Annotated in this window: 13 protein-coding genes; 3 read left to right on the top strand and 10 right to left on the bottom strand. The window is 52.4% G+C overall.

Going from position 1 to position 18,555, the window contains the following annotated elements; translation table 11 throughout:
• Positions 1–12: 12 nt before the first annotated feature.
• Genes TREBR_RS00500 through TREBR_RS00510 form a run of 3 tightly spaced genes read right to left on the bottom strand, consistent with a single transcriptional unit; the run spans position 13 to position 3,376 of the window.
• Positions 13–867: a CheR family methyltransferase gene (locus TREBR_RS00500; protein WP_013757278.1), complete on the bottom strand. Its 855-nt coding sequence runs from the start codon at positions 865–867 to the stop codon at positions 13–15.
• Between the two features lie 3 nt (positions 868–870).
• On the bottom strand, positions 871–3,033 hold the full coding sequence (locus tag TREBR_RS00505) for a chemotaxis protein CheA (RefSeq protein WP_013757279.1): 2,163 nt from the start codon (positions 3,031–3,033) through the stop codon (positions 871–873).
• Positions 3,026–3,376 (bottom strand): STAS domain-containing protein, encoded by a 351-nt coding sequence (locus tag TREBR_RS00510; RefSeq protein ID WP_013757280.1) that lies wholly within the window; start codon positions 3,374–3,376, stop codon positions 3,026–3,028. The genes TREBR_RS00505 and TREBR_RS00510 overlap by 8 nt, the downstream gene beginning before the upstream one ends.
• A 157-nt stretch (positions 3,377–3,533) precedes the next feature.
• Here TREBR_RS00510 and TREBR_RS00515 point away from each other — a divergent pair, with 157 nt between their 5' ends.
• Positions 3,534–4,010 carry a chemotaxis protein CheW gene (locus TREBR_RS00515; RefSeq protein ID WP_013757281.1) on the top strand — a complete coding sequence of 159 codons (477 nt, stop codon included), beginning with the start codon at positions 3,534–3,536 and terminating at the stop codon, positions 4,008–4,010.
• Positions 4,011–4,034: 24 nt separating this feature from the next.
• On the opposite strand, the gene TREBR_RS00520 is transcribed toward TREBR_RS00515, so the two are convergent.
• The 4 genes from TREBR_RS00520 to TREBR_RS00535 all read right to left on the bottom strand — a co-directional run bounded on the left by TREBR_RS00520 (position 4,035) and on the right by TREBR_RS00535 (position 8,643).
• Positions 4,035–4,628, bottom strand: a complete 594-nt coding sequence (locus tag TREBR_RS00520) for a chemotaxis protein CheD (RefSeq protein ID WP_013757282.1) — start codon at positions 4,626–4,628, stop codon at positions 4,035–4,037.
• Between the two features lie 8 nt (positions 4,629–4,636).
• Positions 4,637–6,400 carry a hypothetical protein gene (locus TREBR_RS00525; RefSeq protein ID WP_013757283.1) on the bottom strand — a complete coding sequence of 588 codons (1,764 nt, stop codon included), beginning with the start codon at positions 6,398–6,400 and terminating at the stop codon, positions 4,637–4,639.
• Position 6,401: 1 nt separating this feature from the next.
• Positions 6,402–7,388: a P-loop NTPase gene (locus TREBR_RS00530; protein WP_013757284.1), complete on the bottom strand. Its 987-nt coding sequence runs from the start codon at positions 7,386–7,388 to the stop codon at positions 6,402–6,404.
• Between the two features lie 133 nt (positions 7,389–7,521).
• Positions 7,522–8,643, bottom strand: coding sequence for an acyltransferase family protein (locus TREBR_RS00535; RefSeq protein ID WP_013757285.1), 1,122 nt, complete (start codon positions 8,641–8,643; stop codon positions 7,522–7,524).
• A gap of 201 nt (positions 8,644–8,844) precedes the next feature.
• Between TREBR_RS00535 and TREBR_RS00540 the strand changes: the two genes are divergently transcribed.
• On the top strand, positions 8,845–9,159 hold the full coding sequence (locus TREBR_RS00540) for a helix-turn-helix domain-containing protein (RefSeq protein ID WP_013757286.1): 315 nt from the start codon (positions 8,845–8,847) through the stop codon (positions 9,157–9,159).
• Positions 9,160–9,288: 129 nt separating this feature from the next.
• Entirely contained in the window at positions 9,289–10,677 is a 1,389-nt protein-coding gene (locus TREBR_RS00545) for a citrate/2-methylcitrate synthase (RefSeq protein ID WP_013757287.1), read from the top strand.
• Positions 10,678–10,721: 44 nt separating this feature from the next.
• Here TREBR_RS00545 and TREBR_RS00550 read toward each other — a convergent pair whose 3' ends face one another.
• From TREBR_RS00550 to TREBR_RS00560, 3 genes are read right to left on the bottom strand one after another with little or no spacing between them, the layout of a single operon-like run.
• Positions 10,722–13,229 (bottom strand): phage tail protein, encoded by a 2,508-nt coding sequence (locus TREBR_RS00550; protein ID WP_013757288.1) that lies wholly within the window; start codon positions 13,227–13,229, stop codon positions 10,722–10,724.
• On the bottom strand, positions 13,219–16,236 hold the full coding sequence (locus TREBR_RS00555) for a FecR domain-containing protein (protein WP_013757289.1): 3,018 nt from the start codon (positions 16,234–16,236) through the stop codon (positions 13,219–13,221). The genes TREBR_RS00550 and TREBR_RS00555 overlap by 11 nt, the downstream gene beginning before the upstream one ends.
• A complete protein-coding gene (locus TREBR_RS00560) occupies positions 16,196–18,037 on the bottom strand; it encodes an adenylate/guanylate cyclase domain-containing protein (protein ID WP_245523755.1) in 1,842 nt (613 codons plus the stop codon). Before TREBR_RS00560 ends, TREBR_RS00555 begins: the two co-directional genes overlap by 41 nt.
• Positions 18,038–18,555 lie beyond the last annotated feature (518 nt).

Here is an 18,555-nt window from a genome sequence, read left to right on the forward strand (position 1 = left end):
CCTTTTCCGTCATTATATCCGCTGGAACACCGTTGGTGCAACCGTTTTCAGCGGCAAGTCCATGCCGAATATCGTTTCGGAATGTCCTAAAAACAGATATCCGCCCGGTTCCAGATACTGCATGAATTTTTTGATCACCGCTTCCTGCGTATTTTTATCAAAATAAATGAGTACGTTGCGGCAGAAGATGATCTGCATCGTGTCCCTGAATCCGAAGTCGTCGTCCATAAAATTGAGCCGGCTGAACGTTACCCGGTTTCTGATGGCCGGTTTCAGTCTCACTTCGGCTGTCTGCGGATTTTTGCTTTTCAGAAAATACTGCCGCTTCAAATCGAGGGGGATGTTCTGAATAGCTTCCATGGGATAAATCGCCGTCTGTGCCTTATTGAGCACTTTCGTGGAAACGTCGGTTGCCAATACGGAAAAATCGGTGATTTTTCCGGGGTTCCGGCTGATGAACTCGGACATGACGATGGAAAGCGTGTACGGTTCCTGTCCGGTGGAACAGCCGGCGGACCACAATTTGATACGGCTGCGGCCTTCTTGGGCAAAGCGGGGCAATACCGAGTTCGTCATATAATCGAAGTGCTGCGCTTCCCGAAAAAACTCGGTCAGATTCGTGGTCATCGCGTCGATCATCATGATGACTTCGTTGTTGTCCGTGTCTTTGCCGGAAAACACGTATTCGATATATTCCTTGAAAGACGTTAAATGCAGCGCTTTCAAGCGGCTGGTGAGACGCGACTGCATCATGAGCCGTTTCTGTTCGGGCATTTTTATGCCGACGCTCTTTTCTATAAAAGACGCGAGTTTCCTGAATTCCGCTTCGGAAAGGAGCATGGGTGCGTATAAAGATTGATCGCTCATGGATTATACCGCCGCCTCCGTTTTGCGGATAACATCCGACAGTTTGAAAATATCAAGAATAAGCGCCACCGAACCGTCGCCCAAAATCGTCGCTCCCGAAAGTCCCTGAATGTTTTTATACAGCATACCGAGCGGTTTGATAACCGTCTGATGGTTTCCGATCACCCGGTCTACGACGATGCCGAGTTTTGAATCCTGATCGTTGACGACGACTACCTGCTGTGAAGCCGGCAGCGGATCGGTAATTTCAAAATAAGTCCGCAGGTTGATGTACGGCAGGAATTGTCCGCGCGCTTCGATGTGAGAACAGACGCTGCCGTCCTTTTCATGCACGGGGTTGAATTCGAGGCATTCTTCAACGTTCGTCAGCGGAATGACGTAATCGGCGTTGCCGATTTGCACCATCATGCCTTCGATAATAGCCAGCGTGAGCGGAATTTTCAGAATGAAGTTCGAGCCTTTTCCCGGCGTCGTTTCGATCGAAACCGTACCGCCCAGAGAGGTGATGTCTTTTTTGACCACGTCCATTCCGACGCCGCGTCCGGAAACCGACGTAACGTTTTCAGACGTGGAAAATCCGGGCAGGAAAATCATTTCGTAAATTTCGTTGTCCGGGAGTTCGATGCCTGCGGAAACGAGCCCCCGTTCGACTGCTTTTTTGTAAATCCGTTCCTTGTCCAGTCCCGCGCCGTCGTCGGAAATCGTAATCAGAACGAACGCACCGGCGTGCTGCGCTACCAGTTTGACCGTTCCCTGCGGATTTTTGCCGGCGGCGGCCCGTTTTTCGGGCGTTTCGATACCGTGATCCACGGAATTGCGGATCATGTGGATAAGCGGGTCGTTCAGTTTTTCAATAACCGTTTTGTCCAGCTCGGTTTCCGCCCCTTCGGTTACCAGTTCGATATTTTTGTGCAAATCGGACGCGAGGTCGTGCACCAAGCGGCGGAACCGGGTGAATATAGTGCCGATCGGCAGCATCCGCATGTCCATCGCCGTGTCGCGCAGAGACAGAATGAGCCGTTCGCTTTGCTCGCTGAGCGTGAGCAGCATGGCGTTGTTCGTTTTCTGGGAAAGCTGCCCGAGGCGCGCGTTGAACGTTACCAGTTCGCCCACGAGGTCTATCAGCTGATCGAGTTTTTCGGAATTGACGCGGATGCTCTGCTGCGCGCCGGTTCCTACCGCCTGCTCGACGGCTTTATCCGCGCTGCTTTTTTCCGCACCGGAAACGGCTTTTATGTGGGTCTGCTCTGCCAGCGCGGATTGCAGGTTTTCTTTTGAAATCAGCTTTTTTTCAACGAGCAGTTCGCCGAGTTTTTTCTGTTGGTTGAGAATTTCGTCGAGATCCTGTTTTGAAATGGCCTTGCGTTCGATAAGAATTTCGCCGATTTTTCGGTTTTCGGCGGAGGACAGATCAATCCGCTCAATTTTGACGGACGATTCTTCATCAAGAAAAATGAACGCGTCTTCAATATCGTTTTTGGAATGAGACGTCGTCAGAATGATGTCCCACGAAAGATAGCACAGCTGAGGATCGTACTCGGAAAGCAGCGGTACGTTTTGGCAGAACAGCACCGTGGTCGCCGTTCCCATATCCTCGATTTCCTTGATGATGAGCGACGGCCGCGTTCCGTTGCATAAAATTTTCTGCGACGGCGTGAACGAAATGCGCCAAGTCGTCTGCTTTTCCGCCGGCAGGCCGCCGGACTGCTGCGATTCACCGGACTGCTGCGATTCGCTGCTTTGAGGCTGTACGGCCGTTTTCGGTTCGGCTTTTGGCGCCGTATCGCCGCGGTAGGGCGCCGTCAATTCCTTGAAGGCGTCTATGATCAGGCGGGACTGTTCCTTGGTTGCTTCCGAGTCGTCCCCTTTAAGCATTTTCAGGATATGATCGCGCGAAGCGAGCGTCAAATTGATACGCTGCGGGGTAACGGGTACGATTCCGTTGCGCACCATGTCGAACGCACCTTCGACTTCGTGCGTGAATTTAGAAATCGCGTCGAATCCGAACATTCCCGAAGACCCTTTAATGGTATGCATGACGCGGAATATGGCGGAGATGATTTCCTTATCGGTCGGCGTTTCTTCCAGCGAAAGCAGCATCCCTTCGAGCGATTCCAGCAATTCGTTGGCTTCTTCAAAAAAGACTTCGTTTATTTGTTCAAGCATTGTTGTCTCCTGCGGATATGGGGTTCAAAATATTTGAAGAAAACTGCTCACCGCCTCTTATGGTGTCTACGGGAATTCCGATGCAAGTAAAATAGGAAGCAATCGCCGGAGGAATGGTTCCGATAATCTTGAATACGGTTTTTTTTCTGATGGCTTCTTTTTGTGCGGCAATAATAAGCTGGACGCCGGTAACGTCTATGTTTTCAAGTTCAGACATATCGAGAGCAATCTCTTTGCTTGTGTTGAACGCGTTCAGCAATTCCTGTGTTTTTTCCTGCGAATTTTCGATAGTAACAGTTTCTTTCCAGACGATGGTTTGCGTTTCGGTTTTCTTTTTGGACACAAAATACTCCTGTTTGAATGGTGTACGATATATATATTCCGAACGGGAACGGACGTCAAGGTTTTTCGGTCGATTTCTGTTTGGATATACGGTAAAGCAGCTTTTAGAGCCTTCCCATTCTTTACTATTATCGGAAAATGCATTATAAACATTAGTTATGGAAGAAAAAGCTCTGACTGACGAACTCTATTTTACCTTTAAACTGGGTACGGGTAAATACGCTGTCGAGGTAACGCAGGTCAAAGAAGTCCTGAATTTTGAAAGCGTTACGAAAGTTCCCAAGGCTTTACCTTATATGAAAGGGGTAATGAATATACGCGGTTCCGTCGTTACCGTGATAGATTTGCGTATTCTATTCGGTTTCGAGGCTTCAGGCGATCTTGCCGATACCGATATCATCGTTACCGAAATCAATCGCGGAGCGGAACAGCCGATCACCGTGGGGCTGATTGCGGACGAAGTCGACGTGGTAACGAAGCTTGAACGCGTGCACAGTGACAGTGTTACGTTCGGTTCCATGCCGCAGCGAACCGATTTCATACAGGCTGTCGGAAAACTCGACGACGCGTTCGTGCTGATCCTCGATTTAGGCAGGATTCTGGCGTCGATTGAAGCCGAACTTTCCGGAAAATAACGGCGGAACCCGGAGCGTCCGGTTTCAGAACCAGACGATGTCTCCGGTATGCTGTTCTTTTTCGCGAACCTGCGCGGCGTACTGCGCTTCCTGCTTTTTGATGTATTCGATTTCGTGGATCGTGTTGTGGATATGTTTGAGCCATATTTTGGACGAAGCCGGGTCGTAGAAAATCTTACGCGACTGGGTGCCGCCGACGTTGGACGCAACGACCGGTATTTTTTCCCGTTCAAGGTATGAAAACGCAAAGTTGATGTTCGCTTCTCCGACCTGTATCCGTGTGGATTCTTTCGTACATAAAACGTTGCTTCCGCCGAACACTTTGGCACTGAGGTATTTGCGGTTGGCGCCTTTTTTGATCAAATCGTTCATGAGCAGTTCCATCGCGTATTCGCCGAACCGCCCGGCGAGCGTATCGTGTTCGCGTGTGCCCGCACCGTCGTATGCGAGCATGAAATGATTCAATCCGCCTATTTTCAGTTTTTGATCATACAGTGCGATGCTGATGCACGAACCGAGTACGGTGGAAATGTATTCCTCCCCGGATCCCGAAAAATATTCGCCGGGGTAGATAGTTACTATTTTTTTACCAAATTGTGAATCATAGTATGTGTTCATGCGCTGCCCTAAAAAAAGGTGATATCGCCGGGCGGTGTTCCCGATTCAACGATGAAGCCGGCAATTTTGCCTGCTTCCTCTTTATGTGCGGTGATCGTGAAATGCTGTATCAGATCCTTGAATTTATCGTCTTCTATTTCCCAATCGGATAATCCCGTTTTTTCCATAAGCTGCCGTTTTTGTACGGTCATGTTTTTGACTTCTTCGGTCAAAAGGTTCGCCGTACCGGTAAATCCGTCGTTGATACTTCGCAGCTGTGAAAGAAGCGTGTGAATCGTTTCGCACTGTTTATGGAATTCCGGCGGATACACGTTGAAATTTTGCATGATGGAGAAAATCTGTTCCTGAACGTTTTTCAGGTTTTCAAAAAAGAACGTTTTCTGGCTGCGGATTTCGGACATTTTCAGATTGTCCTGCGCAACGGCTTCCGAAAAACCGGAAAGCATTTCTTCGATTTCTTCTATAAAACTGACGATCGTTGTCTGCATGAGGTCGAGCGAATCGGTCGTTTCAGAGATCAGCTTGTCCATATCGGTAACAAAATCTTTTACCGTGGTAATGGCTTCGTTTTTTGATACCTCTATTTCCTGCAGGATGCGGACGTGCTGCAAACGGCTGATTACCGGCCGCAGATTTCCGAATACTTCGTACATGGAACGGGCTTTATCCGTTACGGTGCGGCACAGCAGCACGACGTTTTTCTGTGAAGATTTGAATTGGCCGAAGTCGCGTATCAGGAGTTTGAATCCGTCGAGTGCGGCTTGGAGTTCGGCGACGAGCGTCTTGCCGGTATTTTCGGTACCGGCGTTTTCCGCATCGGTAATTTTCGTGCCGCCGATTTTCGTGTCGCCGGTAAAAAAACGTTTCAGGTATGCAAGACGTTCCTGTTCCGTTCGGTCGAGGATGTTCAGCACGGATCCCCATTTCTCGTCAAATACGGCCGAACTTTTTTTCAGATGCCCGGAAATGTCTTTTAAAACGCTTTGGGCCAGGTCGGATAACGAAATATCGAACGCGACCGTGTCCAATTTTTTTACCGGATCTTCCACCGCTTCGGGCGGCACGAATTCGTTCATGCAGAGAATGACGTGATTCAGCGCCTGTTTGATAATATCCTGAAGCTGTATGCCTTCCATGGCGGCTTGAATGGCGGGAAATACCGACTGCGACAACCTGATGATCTGATCGAGCGGAGCGGCTGCCGCTTCGATATTTTCGGAAATACGGGCCAATTCCGTAGGACTCCGCTCGGCAATTCGTTTTTGACAGCCGGCGATTTCGGTAAACACGTTTTTAAGATTTGCGATGTTTTTTATGAGCGACGTTTCTTCGTCGGTCAGTTTTGCCGATAATTTTATCATGTCGCCGGACAGCCGCTGCAGATTTTCGGTGATGCAGGAGAACGCGCGGCCTTTTTCTCCTGATTTTATGGAAATGACCATCGCGTTGAGCGCGATCAGCTCCATTTCTTCGCTGTTGTTTTTTATGCGCGCGATCTGTTCGTTTATGCGATGCAGGTTTTCGACTTTCACGTTCAGCTGGTCGAACAGCGCGGTGTATTTTTCATCGTAATCGGCAAAATACGTATTTTCGGAAGCGGATGCTTTGCGGTTTGCAATTTCAAGTTCTTTCAAAAGTGCCAGCAGCTCGTCGAGGGAGCCGCTGTGCGAAGACCCGATCAGTTTGGGAAATTCAGTGGAAAGAGTTATAAATATATCTTCAATTTGAGTACTGATTGATTCTATTTGTGAAGAAAGGTTGCGTATGTTCATGTTATGTTTCCTGGGCCGCTGCTATGTATTCTGATTTCAGTTGTTCAAGATCGCCGTCTTCTTCATCCGGCACTAACGTGTCGTTGACCCCGTATTCATATGCAAGCATGCGTTCGGCCGTTCTGCCGATTCCGATCGAAAACGGGCTTTGCGGTTCCAGAAGGTATAAAGGCGTACGCCGCGCAACGGCGACGGGAACGTTCGGGTCTTTCGGGATAAAACCGATAAAATCCATGCGGATGTTCAGCTTTGTGCGGACGAGCGAGCGGAGTCTGCGGCCCATTTCAAGATCCTGCGCGGAAGAGCCGCAGTTGAGAACGACTTGCGGATTGAAGCGTTCCAGTTCAAGGCGGGCTTTTTCTCCCGATTCGGGATAACTGCGGCATATCGTTTCGATGAGCGCGGTGAACGAACTTTCGGTTCCCGTTAAAACCGATTGGATAAAATCCGCGACGGCTTTCCGCTCAGCACTTTTTGCCGGAAATTGCTGGGTAAAAAAGCGGAAGACGGATGCTTTCAGAAACGAGTATGCGTTCATGATGGACGTAATTTCCGGTGTGGTGACCAAAAGCGAATTGTACGTCATCAAATAAAAGTCGAGAATGTTGTACGAACTGCCTCCGCCGAGATCCAGCAAAACATAATCAGCGGGCAGCAGCGACAATTCTTTCATTATTTTTTTCTTGATAAAGAAATCCATGTTCGCGGTTCCCGGAAAGAGGCAGTCTCCGGCGATAAACCGCAGGTTTTCCGTCTGGGTTTCTTGAAGCAGTTCCGCAAGTGAATTCTGCTGACGGTAAATAAAATTACCCATACCCGCGTGATTGTTTTTCAATCCCAGCAATGTGTGCAGATTGGCACCGCCGAAGTCGAAATCGCAGAGTATGACCTGTTTTCCTTTTTGGGCAAGAGCTATTGCAAGATTTGCCGATACCGCACTTTTACCAACGCCACCTTTGCCGCTCGCGACAGGAATGATATTCACCATGATTTTTTATTATAGTGTGTAACATCAAGTAGCGCAAGTGTAGGGGAATAAACGTTCCTAAACAATAAGTCGGCAACGGTAACCTGTTTACCGTGCGTGCCGGCGTACCGTGTAAACGGCAGAGAGCCGGCACTCAAGCGATGAGTTTGCCATTTCGCCGAATTCTGCCTCCGGTGTACAGACTGAATACGGACGGAAATAATTTTTTGCACAGGATTCCGCTTAGCAGACTTAACGATACGATGAAAATGAGTCTGAGAAAAAAAATTGCGAACAGCAGTTTCGGTGTAACTGCCGGAATGAATTTGAGAATCAACTTGTTCACAACGGTTGCTGTCAGCGGTGTGTGAACCGCAAAAATCCAGAATGAATAAACGGAAAGCGACTGTAATCCTGCAAATATTTTTTCCTTTTTTACCCAAAGTCCGGCAAATTTTAAAATCAGCAGGCAGCTTAAAATTATGTTAAGTGCCTGTAGAATCTGAAAATCATGCCGATTAAGTACGTATTCTGCCGTTTGCGCTGCTATCACCAATCCGTACACGATTCCCAATTCTCGGAATTCGAGTTTATCGATTTTTGCCGCCGTTATGTTGTATTTGACTGCGCAGTATCCGAGCGGAAAAAATATGAACGCCTGTCCGTACATGGAATGCAGGGGAAGACTGCTTTGCCAAAAGATAAACGTGGCGCAAAAATAAAGAATAGGCCATTTGTCAATAATTTTTTTGATGAGCGGAGATAAAACGAATACCAGCATCAATTCGCGCAGATACCAAAACTGAATGAGAAACGGATAAAAAGTGCCGTCTTCATCCGCAGGGAATCCGCTGAATATTTTCAGCCAGCCGGCAGCGGTTTTATCCGCAACATGGTTTCTGGTAAGACCGGCAGAATCGGCTATAAAAAATAAAACGAAAGAAGAAAAAATCCATAAAAAATACGGCAGAACGATACTGCGCAGTCTTTTTTTCAGCATTGTCCCGTAAGATTCCCGTTTGGCAAAATACAGATATCCCGAAAAAAAGAAAAACAGTGGAACCGCACAGCAGATAAAAAAATGATTCGTAATGAAATTCTCCGAGCTTAAAAAAAACTTTGAAACTTCAACGCCTTTTCCGTAATTTTCAAACATTTCTGCAAGTGCGCCGCTGTGAATCGTAACGACGAATGTGCTCAGCAAAAAACGCAGCGCCGTAATTCTTTTTGACAGTTCCGGATCAATTTCCGTATTCGCCGATTTACCGTTTTCCATACGTGCTTCCTTTTCGATTCCGAATGTTTTCGTCTGCACGCGGATGCAGCCGGGGCAGCATAAATTCCGTCTGAAATTTATATTTTTCTAAGTTATAACCGGATTATATATAACTATGGTATATGATTCAATAGTTATAAGTTATATTTTATAATTTTTAAACGGTTTACTATTTACGGAAATGCTTTTTTACTATTTAAAATGGATGTTTATGAAACGTACGCAGCGAATATCAAGAAAATCAGAATTGCAAAGAAACTGAATCAGGCGGAACTTGCTGAAAAACTCGGTCTTTCAGTAAAATACGTAAGTGATTTGGAAACGGGCAGAAGCTCCGGTTCCTTTGATACGCTGGTAAACCTTGCCGATGCACTCGGCGTAGAACCGTACGAGCTGCTTTTGCCGCGGAATCAGCCGGTAAATTACGATAGCCGGCGTACAAAACAGCTTATGACTCGCCTGCGAACCAACCTGAACGAGCTTGTAGACACGGTGGAAAATTTCCTGAAAGAATAGGCACGCTGTTTGACACCGGACAAATTTTTTATTATCTTTTAAACAAAACGTATAAATGGTGAGCCGGGATTCTGCTGTCTGGGGCAGAACTGCGCTATAAAGTAACGCGGATTTATATAAGGAGGCTCTATGTCCGATTTTCCCTGTCAGCCGGAGAACGGCGTCGATTCGGTTTTTTTGCAGAATAAAATTGCCGAATACAGTTCTTTTGCACGTTCGTGCAGTCAAATCGATCCGGATTTGTATACGAAATATGAAGTCAAACGCGGACTGCGCGACATCAGCGGTAAAGGTGTGCTCGCCGGACTGACCGAAATATCGGAAGTGCTCGCGTACGTTATAGAAGACGGCGATTTGGTTCCGTGCGACGGCCGTCTGTTTTACCGCGGCTACGATATCCGCGACCTTGTGGACGGTTTTTTGAGCGACGGCCGCTTCGGTTTTGAAGAGGTCTGTTTTCTGCTGCTGTTCGGACATTTGCCGTCGGCTGACGAATATGCCGAATTCCGCCGCGTTTTGAGCTCATACATGTCTTTGCCCGATGAATTCCTGCGGAACACGATCATGAACGCTCCCGGCCACGACATGATGAATCAGTTGGCGACGAGCGTGCTGACGTTGTACACGTACGATTCGGATCCGGAGGACATTTCGATTCCGAACGTGCTGCGCCAGTGTTTGCGCCTGATAGCGCAGTTTCCGAGTTTGATGGTGTACGGATTCCAGTCGTATGCGTATTATTACAACAAACAGAGTCTGATTATCCATTCGCCCGACCCGCAGCTGTCCGCGGCGGAAAACATTCTGCACATGCTGCACCCGGATTCCCGTTTTACTCCGCTTGAAGCGCGCATTTTGGATTTGGCGCTCGTGCTGCACGCTGAGCACGGCGGCGGCAACAATTCGACGTTTACGAATCATGTCGTAACGTCTTCCGGCACTGATACGTATTCGGCTATGGCGTCGTCCCTGTGCTCGCTCAAAGGGCCGCGGCACGGCGGGGCGAACATAAAAGTGATGCAGATGTTCGACGATATGAAAACCTCCATTAGGGACTGGCACGACGACGACGAAATCTGCGCGTATATTGAAAAGCTGCTGGATAAGCAGGCGTTCGATAAAAGCGGACTTGTGTACGGTATCGGGCACGCCGTGTATTCGCTGTCCGATCCGCGCGCGCTTATTTTTCGGGGCTTCGTGGAGGAGCTTGCCGAAGCGAAAAACGCCGGTGAAGAATATCTGTTGTATTCCAAAGTGGAAACGCTTGCGCCGCGCGTCATCAGCCGCCGCCGGAAAATGTATAAAGGCGTGAGTGCGAACATCGATTTTTATTCCGGATTCGTATACCGGATGCTCGGTCTGCCGCCCGAATTGTACACGCCGCTTTTTGCGACCGCGCGAATGGCCGGCTGGTCCGCGCATCGGATCGAAGAACTTTCAAATAACGGAAAAATCATCCGTCCGGCGTACAAGTCGGTTTCGGGGCATAAAGACTACGTGCCGATGGCGGGGCGCTGAACCGGCGGCTCGGTTCCGTGCCTGCCGCAGCCCGCTGCGGATAATCAGAAGCGTACGCCGGCTGCAAGGCGCGGCGTCAGGAATCCCATAAAAGCGGTGGTGCCGGTAACGTGCGTAAAATCCGTTCCCACGGTAAAAAACACGTGGCGGTACGGAAAATACGTAACCGAAACGCCGGCGGTGAACGAAATGAAGCCCGCCAGCCCCGACGGTATCGGTTCCGTATACGAATCGTCGCGGTATGTGTTCTGCTGATTGATAAAAGTAACTCCCATACCGGTTTTTGCGCCGAGACGCAGCTGTTCGTTCAGCAGCGGATACTGATACAGCAAGTTAAAACCGAACGACGTCAGCGTGTTCCGCAAGGCGTATTCGCTCTGCCGGTACGCCCAGGTTTGATTCCGAATCGAGATTTCAGCACCGTAATAACCGTTGTCCTTTTTGGTTTGAATGCAGGACAGCGATATCTGCGCCGCTCTTGCAATGGCCGGAACGGCGTATTCTGCGCCGCCGTACGTACGGATTGCGGTACCGAACGCCGCTTCGGCGGCAACGTCTATGCGCGTGATGAGCGTAAACGTCATGTCTCCTTCCGCGTCCCGCAAGCTGCCCGGATTTTCCGCCAGAAGCGCATATTCGGTTTCTTTAAGCTGCTGCGAGCTGAACACGGCCGTCCCCGCCGCTCCGTCGAACGTCGTTTCGCGGGCGGGAATCGCCCGGCGCGGCAGCTTCGGTTTTGAAAGATCGGCGGCGCGGGGTATCAAATAGAATCGCGTTTTCGGCGTAATTCCTTCGGCTTCAAATAGAACAGTGAACGCGGTTCCCTGTTTTAAGATTTTCGCCTGCGTTTCCGCCTTGATTACGTCTGGCTGTTCGGTTTTAACGATCGAAAACGACCCGGTTGCGGCGGAAAGACTGCGGCTGTTGGTAATTCGGATCGAATACGTTCCTTCCTGAATGGCGTCTGCGCCGAACGTCAGTTCGATCGGCTGCGTGCCGTTTTTTTTGGGCGCAGGACGTTCGACCGTTTCGGGAAATAGTTCCGTGCCGTCGTCGCCGATCAGCCGTACTGCGGCGTCCGGCTGCACACCGCGTGCGCTGAACGTTATGAGAAGCGGCTGCGCTTTGACGGCGCAGTACTCGTTTGCCGGTTCCGACACGATAACGGGACGTGCGGTGAATCGAAGGGATACGGCGGCTGATTGGTCGGTCAGGTTTGCCGGGTTTTCAACGGTAACGACGAACGAACCGCCTTCATACGCTTCGGGAACGGCCGGAAATTCGAGCCGTGCGGAATCCGCGTACACCGTCCGCGCCTCGGGGGCAAGGATGAGCACGTCTTCCCGTTTCGGATCAGCCGGGTCGTCGCTGCAAACGAGCAGAAACACCGATTTTTCAAAAAAGCCGGAGCCGTCGATCGTAACGGATACCGATTCGTCGGCAATCAGCACCGACTGCGCCGGTGTGATGGAGACGACGTGCGGCCGGAACGTTTCCTCGACGGTCAGCGGTTCCGATTGATCGGCAAGTCCGCCGGGGTTCACCGCCGACAGCCGCCATATGCCCGGCGCGAGCGGCGCGTCCGATCCGTTTTGAACGGTCAATTCCGCCGTCGTTTCGGGCGCGCCTTTATTGCCGGAATCGCCGGTATTATTTCGACCGGAACCGGTGCCGGACTTACCGCCGACTGTTCCGCCCGCAGTGTCAAAATTGCCCGAATTGCTGCCGGCGATGCGCAGCTGCGCCGGGATTCGCACGGCGTCGTCTGCGGAAACGAGTTCAATCACGGTCTGCGGGGTCAGTCCCGAACCGGTTATTGCCGCGTGCAGCGGTTCGTCCGGTTGCAGCAGAAATTCATTCGGAACGACAGACCGTATATGCGGAGCCAGCGCGGCCGTCAAAGATACCGCTTCGCTTTCCGATTCGAGCCCCGCGGGGTTTGCAATGTGCACCGTGTATCGGCCGGGAACGGCCGCGCTGCTGCTGAACGAGACGCGGACTTCGGATTCCGTGATTGCGGCGATAGAACAGGGTATTGTTTCTCCGGTTTGTTCGGAAACGAGACTGATCGTGCTTTCGGAGGTAACGCCGTACGCGCTCACGACCAGTTCTGCGGTCGCTTTGTTCGGCATCAGCGGCGGTATCTCCGCGACTCCGGTAACGACCGGCTGCACCGCCTGCAGAATTTCAAAGTGTTGCCATTCGGTAACCGACGCGGGGCGGCCCAATAAATCGTATACCTGAATCCGATAGCGGTAGCTGCCGGGCGGAAGTGAAAGTTCCAGCGAATTCCGTTCGGTGGCGTACGATTTCGTTTCGGAACGTTCGTCCTGAATTTCGAGTTCGTATGAAAGCGCGTATTCATCGGCTTCCCATGAGAATTGCTGCATAAAGGTCGTTCGCCCGTCCAATTCCCGTTTTTCATACGTAACGGCGGAGCGCCGCGGTGTTTCGGTTGGAGCCGACGGCTGTGCCGCCGCCGGAGTGCGGAAAAGCAGAAGGCACAGAAGTGCATACGGTATGTGGCGGCGAGCCGGTTTTTTAATTTCCATATAATGTTCCGGGCGTTTCGGGTAATATTTTGCCCGGCAGCGCAATATCTACGGTAAATTCTGCTTGGGACGAAGTACCTTGCCGTTCAATATAGCCGTCTTTTGCGCGGGCGTTCGTATCAATATTCCATATAAAAGTGCCCGCGTCAAGAATGGACATGTCGCGCAGCGTCAGCTCCGTTTTTTCGGCGGAAAGCGTCTTCCTGATGAGCGGGTCTGCGACTGTTCCGTCGGGCGTTTTACGGTACAGGGTGAACGTATACTCGGTTGCTTCGGGAACGCTCTGCCATGCGAATCTCAGCGTACGATGCGTGCGGAAGTACGCGGGGCCGAATACGGTCCCTGCTTCGGGCTGAAGCAGTACCGCCGGCGAAAGGCGTTCGGGAGCGGAGACGGTGAACGTCCGCGGTTTACGCGCCCGTATGTCCGCGCCGTCGCTCGTGCGTGCTTCCACCGTCCATTGATACGTTCCCGCGCTCAGCCGTTCCAAATACAGCGGACGGGCGGGATCCGTTCTGGTGAGTACGGTCTGCGTGATGCCGCCGGGAAGCAGCCGCCGCAGGATGAACACGGTCTGTGCGGCGGGATCCGTTTCTGTCCAAGTGAATCGCAGCGGCGAGCGGAGCGCTTGCAGGCCGTCGATCAGTTCGTTATCGGCAGGGTATGAGAGCGTAACGGGAATCGGGCTTCTGACGCTGACCGTCCGTTCCGTTTTGCGGCCGGTGCGGGCTGCCGCGTTCTCCGTTTCTTCCGCAGCGGCTTCAATGCTCCACGTGTACGACACCGGCTGTTCCGCCGCAGGCAAATGCAGGCTGACTGAGGTGCCGGTGATGCGGCGGTGTTCGGCGATCGGTTCCGCGTCTGCCGGGACTGTTGCGTTTGCAGCCAAAGCGGAGTTTGCAATCAAAGCGGAGTTTGCCGGTGCGCTTTCGGTTGCCGCCGTCCGGTACACGCGGAGTGTGTAATGCTGTGCGCCGATCACCGGCTGCCAGCTGAACGTAACGGGATTTCCGTTATGTGCGACGACCGTCGCCCCGTCTGCGGGTAAAATCGGCTGCGGCGCGTCCAATTCGGGTACGACGGTAACCGCTCGTGCCGGCGAATACAGCGGATCGCCCGTTTCGGCGTCCGCCGCACAGATCCGCCAGTACCAGGTTCCGGCGGCAAGCGCGACGCCGTCCGCCGTCTGTCCGTTGATTTGCGTATCGATAACGGGATTTGAAAACGTCTCATCCTGTGCGAATTGCAGTCTGCATTCGTTTTGTGCGTCCGTCGTTTTCCAGTTGAATTGCACTGCGGAAACGGAGGAAGCCTGAACGGTATAGTTTTCAGGCGGATAGAGCAGCAGCCGATCGGGAATTTTACGCGGTTCAACCGAAAATCGGAACGCCGGCGACGGTTCGGAAACGTCGCTTTCACCGTCGCGCTGCGTTACGCTCCAGTACCAGGTGCCGATATCCAGCGTTTCCGCCGAAAACGGAACCGAAACGTACGGATCCGTCGTGTTCAGTTCAAGTACCGGCTGTTCCGACTGCGGATCCGCCGCTACGGTGAGCGTATAGGCTGCGGCGTCGGGATCCGCTTTCCAGGCGAATTTGACGCTTTCCGCTTCAGAGGCGCGGCGGGTGATGACGCTTCCGTCTCCGGGCGTTACGGGAACGGGAGCGGACAACTTTTCTTTTTTATATATAGTGAACGGCGTTACGGGCGACGGTTCGGCCTCCGCGGCGTTCTGCGTAAGATACCGCGGCGTAACGCGCCAAAACCAAGTGCCTTCCGCCAAATCTGCGGTTACGGCGGAATTGCCTGAAACCGACTGTTTGACGGCCGGATCGGTCATTTCCGGAGACCCCGATACTTCCAATTCGTAACCGGCGGCCCAGTCGCTGCCGTCCCAGGCAAAGCGGATGACGGGATTTCCCGTTCGGTATGAAATGACGGTTCCGGCCGGCGGATAGCGCGGCTGCGGCTGCGGAACTGCGGCGAGTACCGCTTTGCCGGAAACCGATGCGGGTGCAGCGGCTGCGGCATCAGTTTCGGCTGCGGCATTGTTTTCAGTTGTGTCGTTTCCGGCCGTGCCGTCCGTGTCCGTGCCGGTATCGGCCCGGCTGCCGTCCGTTCGGTTCGCCTCGATTCGCGTAACGCGCCAATAAACGGTTCCGCTTTTGCACGGGAAAACCGCATTGCCGGAGGCCGCTTCCGTGCGGCTTTCGGTAATTCGCGTAAAATCGGGGTCGTACGATAATTCTATCAGAACCGAATCGGCAGGTTCCGGCCTATTCGATTTCCATGAAAAAAGCAGCGGAACGGCCGCAGTTTCTTCGTCCGTTCCGTCCGCCGGCGTTTGCATAAAATGCAGGATACGCGCGTTCGGGAGCGGAGCGGTAACGGTGAGCGGCGGTTCGCTGATGCCGCCGTCAGCGGAAACGCGCAATTCGGTGCCGTTCGAGGCGGTGCGCACCGTACCGTCGGCGGAAGCGACGAGCGCCATTCCGTTTTGTATTTGTACGGCGAATCCGTCCGCCGCGGTCTGCGCGCTCAGCGTCGCACCGGTTCCCGTTTCTATGCGCGAACCGTTTTCGGTAACGATGGTAAATCCGGCCGAGCCTGCGGTTGTGTCGAGCGAAATGGTTCCGCCGTTCGTAACGAGCGCCGCGCCGGTTTCGGTATAGAAGATTTGAATCATCGTGTTTTCGTCCATATTCAGGACGTTGCCGTCTTTCAGGTGAATCATCGCTTCAGATTGTTCCGCAGTGCGCAGCGTGTCTCCGTCGTACACGGGAGATTCCTGACGCAGCCGGTCCCAGATGACGCGGCCGTTCAGTTTGCGTTGGGCGGTGCGATATTTGAAAGTGATCGTCGCGATGGCCTGTTCGTTGCGCTTCGTCTGAATTCGGGTGATATCCTTGTAAAACAGGAATAAACTCGCGATCAGTACCAGCAGACAGAGAACCGTTATGACCGCGTCACTTGCCTTGAATCTGATATTTCTTTTCTTCCTCGTCAAGGTTTACTCCGTTTAGATTCGGCTCGGGAATACCGAGCAGGGCTCTGATTTCACGCACCGACTGCGGGCCGTCCGCGCCCGCGCCGGGAATGTCCCGCGCTTCGGGCATATTGACGACCGCGTAAATTCTGACCGGTTGTTCCTTGCCCTTTACCGTAACCGCCGGCATTTGTTCGGCAAGAATATGGTCTTTTATCAATTCATACGTGTTTTCCGTTATCAGGATATCCGTGCCGAGCGGTTTGTTCAGCGATTCGGTGCGGGAGGCGAAGTTAACCGCGTCGCCGATAACGGTATATTCCATACGTTCCGTTGAACCGATCTGTCCGGCAACGACCGGACCGGTGTTTATGCCGCATCCGATTCTGATGATAGGATTTTTGTCTCCGCCGCGGTTTTTATTGAACTCGATAAGCACGCTGCGCATCAGGAGCGCCGTGCGGACGCAGTTGAGCGCGTCCCGTTCGGGACTGCCGGAAGAAACGGGCGCGCCCCAAACCGCCATAACCGCGTCGCCGATGAATTTATCTACGACGCCGCCGGTTCGGTTGACGCAGTCGACCATGCGCGTCATGTATTCGTTCAGGAATTCAACGACTTCCGCCGGTTCCAGTTTTTCCGATATGGCGGTGAACGAACGTATGTCCGAAAAAAAGATGGTGGTCAGTTTGGTTTCTCCGCCGAGCGACAGTTCGCCGCGCATGGCCTTTTCGGCGATATCCTTATTGATGAATCTGCCGAACGTATCTTTCAGCCGTTCCCGTTCGGCAAGTCCTTTGCCCATGCTGACGAAACTTTCGGTCAAAAGTCCGAGTTCGTCTTTCGTATGCGGCTTTAAGTTCAGCTCGAATTTGCCTTCTTTTATTTCCTGCGCGGCGGCGGCGAGCGCCTTGACCGGCGTGCTGATCGTTTTTGAAAAAAACCAAATGACGGCTACCGACACGGCCAATACGGCAATCGTCAGGTAAATGTTCCGCCGCGTAGTCGCTTTGACCGACTCGAACACGATGGACGCCTGCACGACGGTGATGACGCCCGCATCGGCGAACGCGGGCAGCTTCCGATACGCGCCGAAAAACGATTCTCCGGCAGCGTCGTCGTAGAGCAGCTGGCGGTTTTCGTAACTGTTTTCACGCATTTCGCGGACGATAGGGATTGCGGATAAGTCGGCCGCTTTCAGGACAAGATCGGCGTCGGGATGTGCGATAACGCGGCCTTCGTTGTTCACCAAATACGAGGAATTCGTGGAACTTATACCGAACGTTTCGCTCAGCGTTTCAGGTGAAAACAGAATGACCAGCGCGTGCTGTTCGCCGTCCCGCGGGTCGGGAAGCAGCAGTGCGATGAGCGGTGTTGAAAAATACGGCGAAACGTTTAAAAGCGCCGTCGTTCCCGCCGCCGCCTGCGCCAGGCGGTTCTTTTCTCCGGTCAAAAAAGCGGAAACGTCCGTCGGCGTCAATTTTCCGATTCCGGCAAAAACGGCGTTTATCAGTACGTCCTGCTGCGTGCCGGCAACCGCCGCTATATCCTGATTCCGCTCGAAAAAAAGCACGGCGGCTTGTTCCGGCGGAACCGCTGACGCGCCGTCTCTGCCGGTTATGTCGAGCAGCGTGCGGACGTTCGTTACGATGGATTGCAGCCGGGTTTCCGCTTCGGCGGCGGTGCGGCGGTTTATGGCGAGGTTGTTTTCTTCGGCGGAAATGCGGACGTCGTTCGTAACGTAATGCGAAACGAGCATCGTGATGAGGCCGAGCGCGCTCACGACGATGAGCGATATGATGCCGATGAGTTTTGCGCTGATGCGATATTTCGATTTCGGCGTGCTGTCGGCGAGCGTATAGTAATCGTCTTCGGGAGTACGGGCCGGTTCGGGTTCCGGAACGGCGGATTGCCCGGCTGCCGGAGGAATCGCGTTTTCAAATACCGGCGGCTTGCCCGGCAGCGTGTTCTCGGCAGGCATAGCTTCCGCAGAAGATTTTTCGGCTTCGGCAGGCGGTACGTCCGTCGGCGGCTGTTCAGGTACGGCCGTTTCTATTTTTTCAGGATATACGAACGTTCCGTACGGCAGTGTTCGGCTCTGCCGTGTGCGTGTGTTCGCAATCCTGAAGGTGAGTACGTTCGGTTCGTTCATATCCGCGTACAAAACGGTAACGACGAGCAGCCGTTCCTTTTCAAATCCGATTTCTACGACGACGGACTTGCGTGCCGACTTTGTGCCGGAAGGGATGACGATTTCAAACTCGCCGATTTTTTCGTCCAGATCCGTTTTCGTTTCACTGCGGCGCAGTATAAGCGGAACGGCGGTGCGTGCGTTTTGTC

The organism is Treponema brennaborense DSM 12168 (assembly GCF_000212415.1).
GTDB lineage: Bacteria > Spirochaetota > Spirochaetia > Treponematales > Treponemataceae > Treponema_F > Treponema_F brennaborense.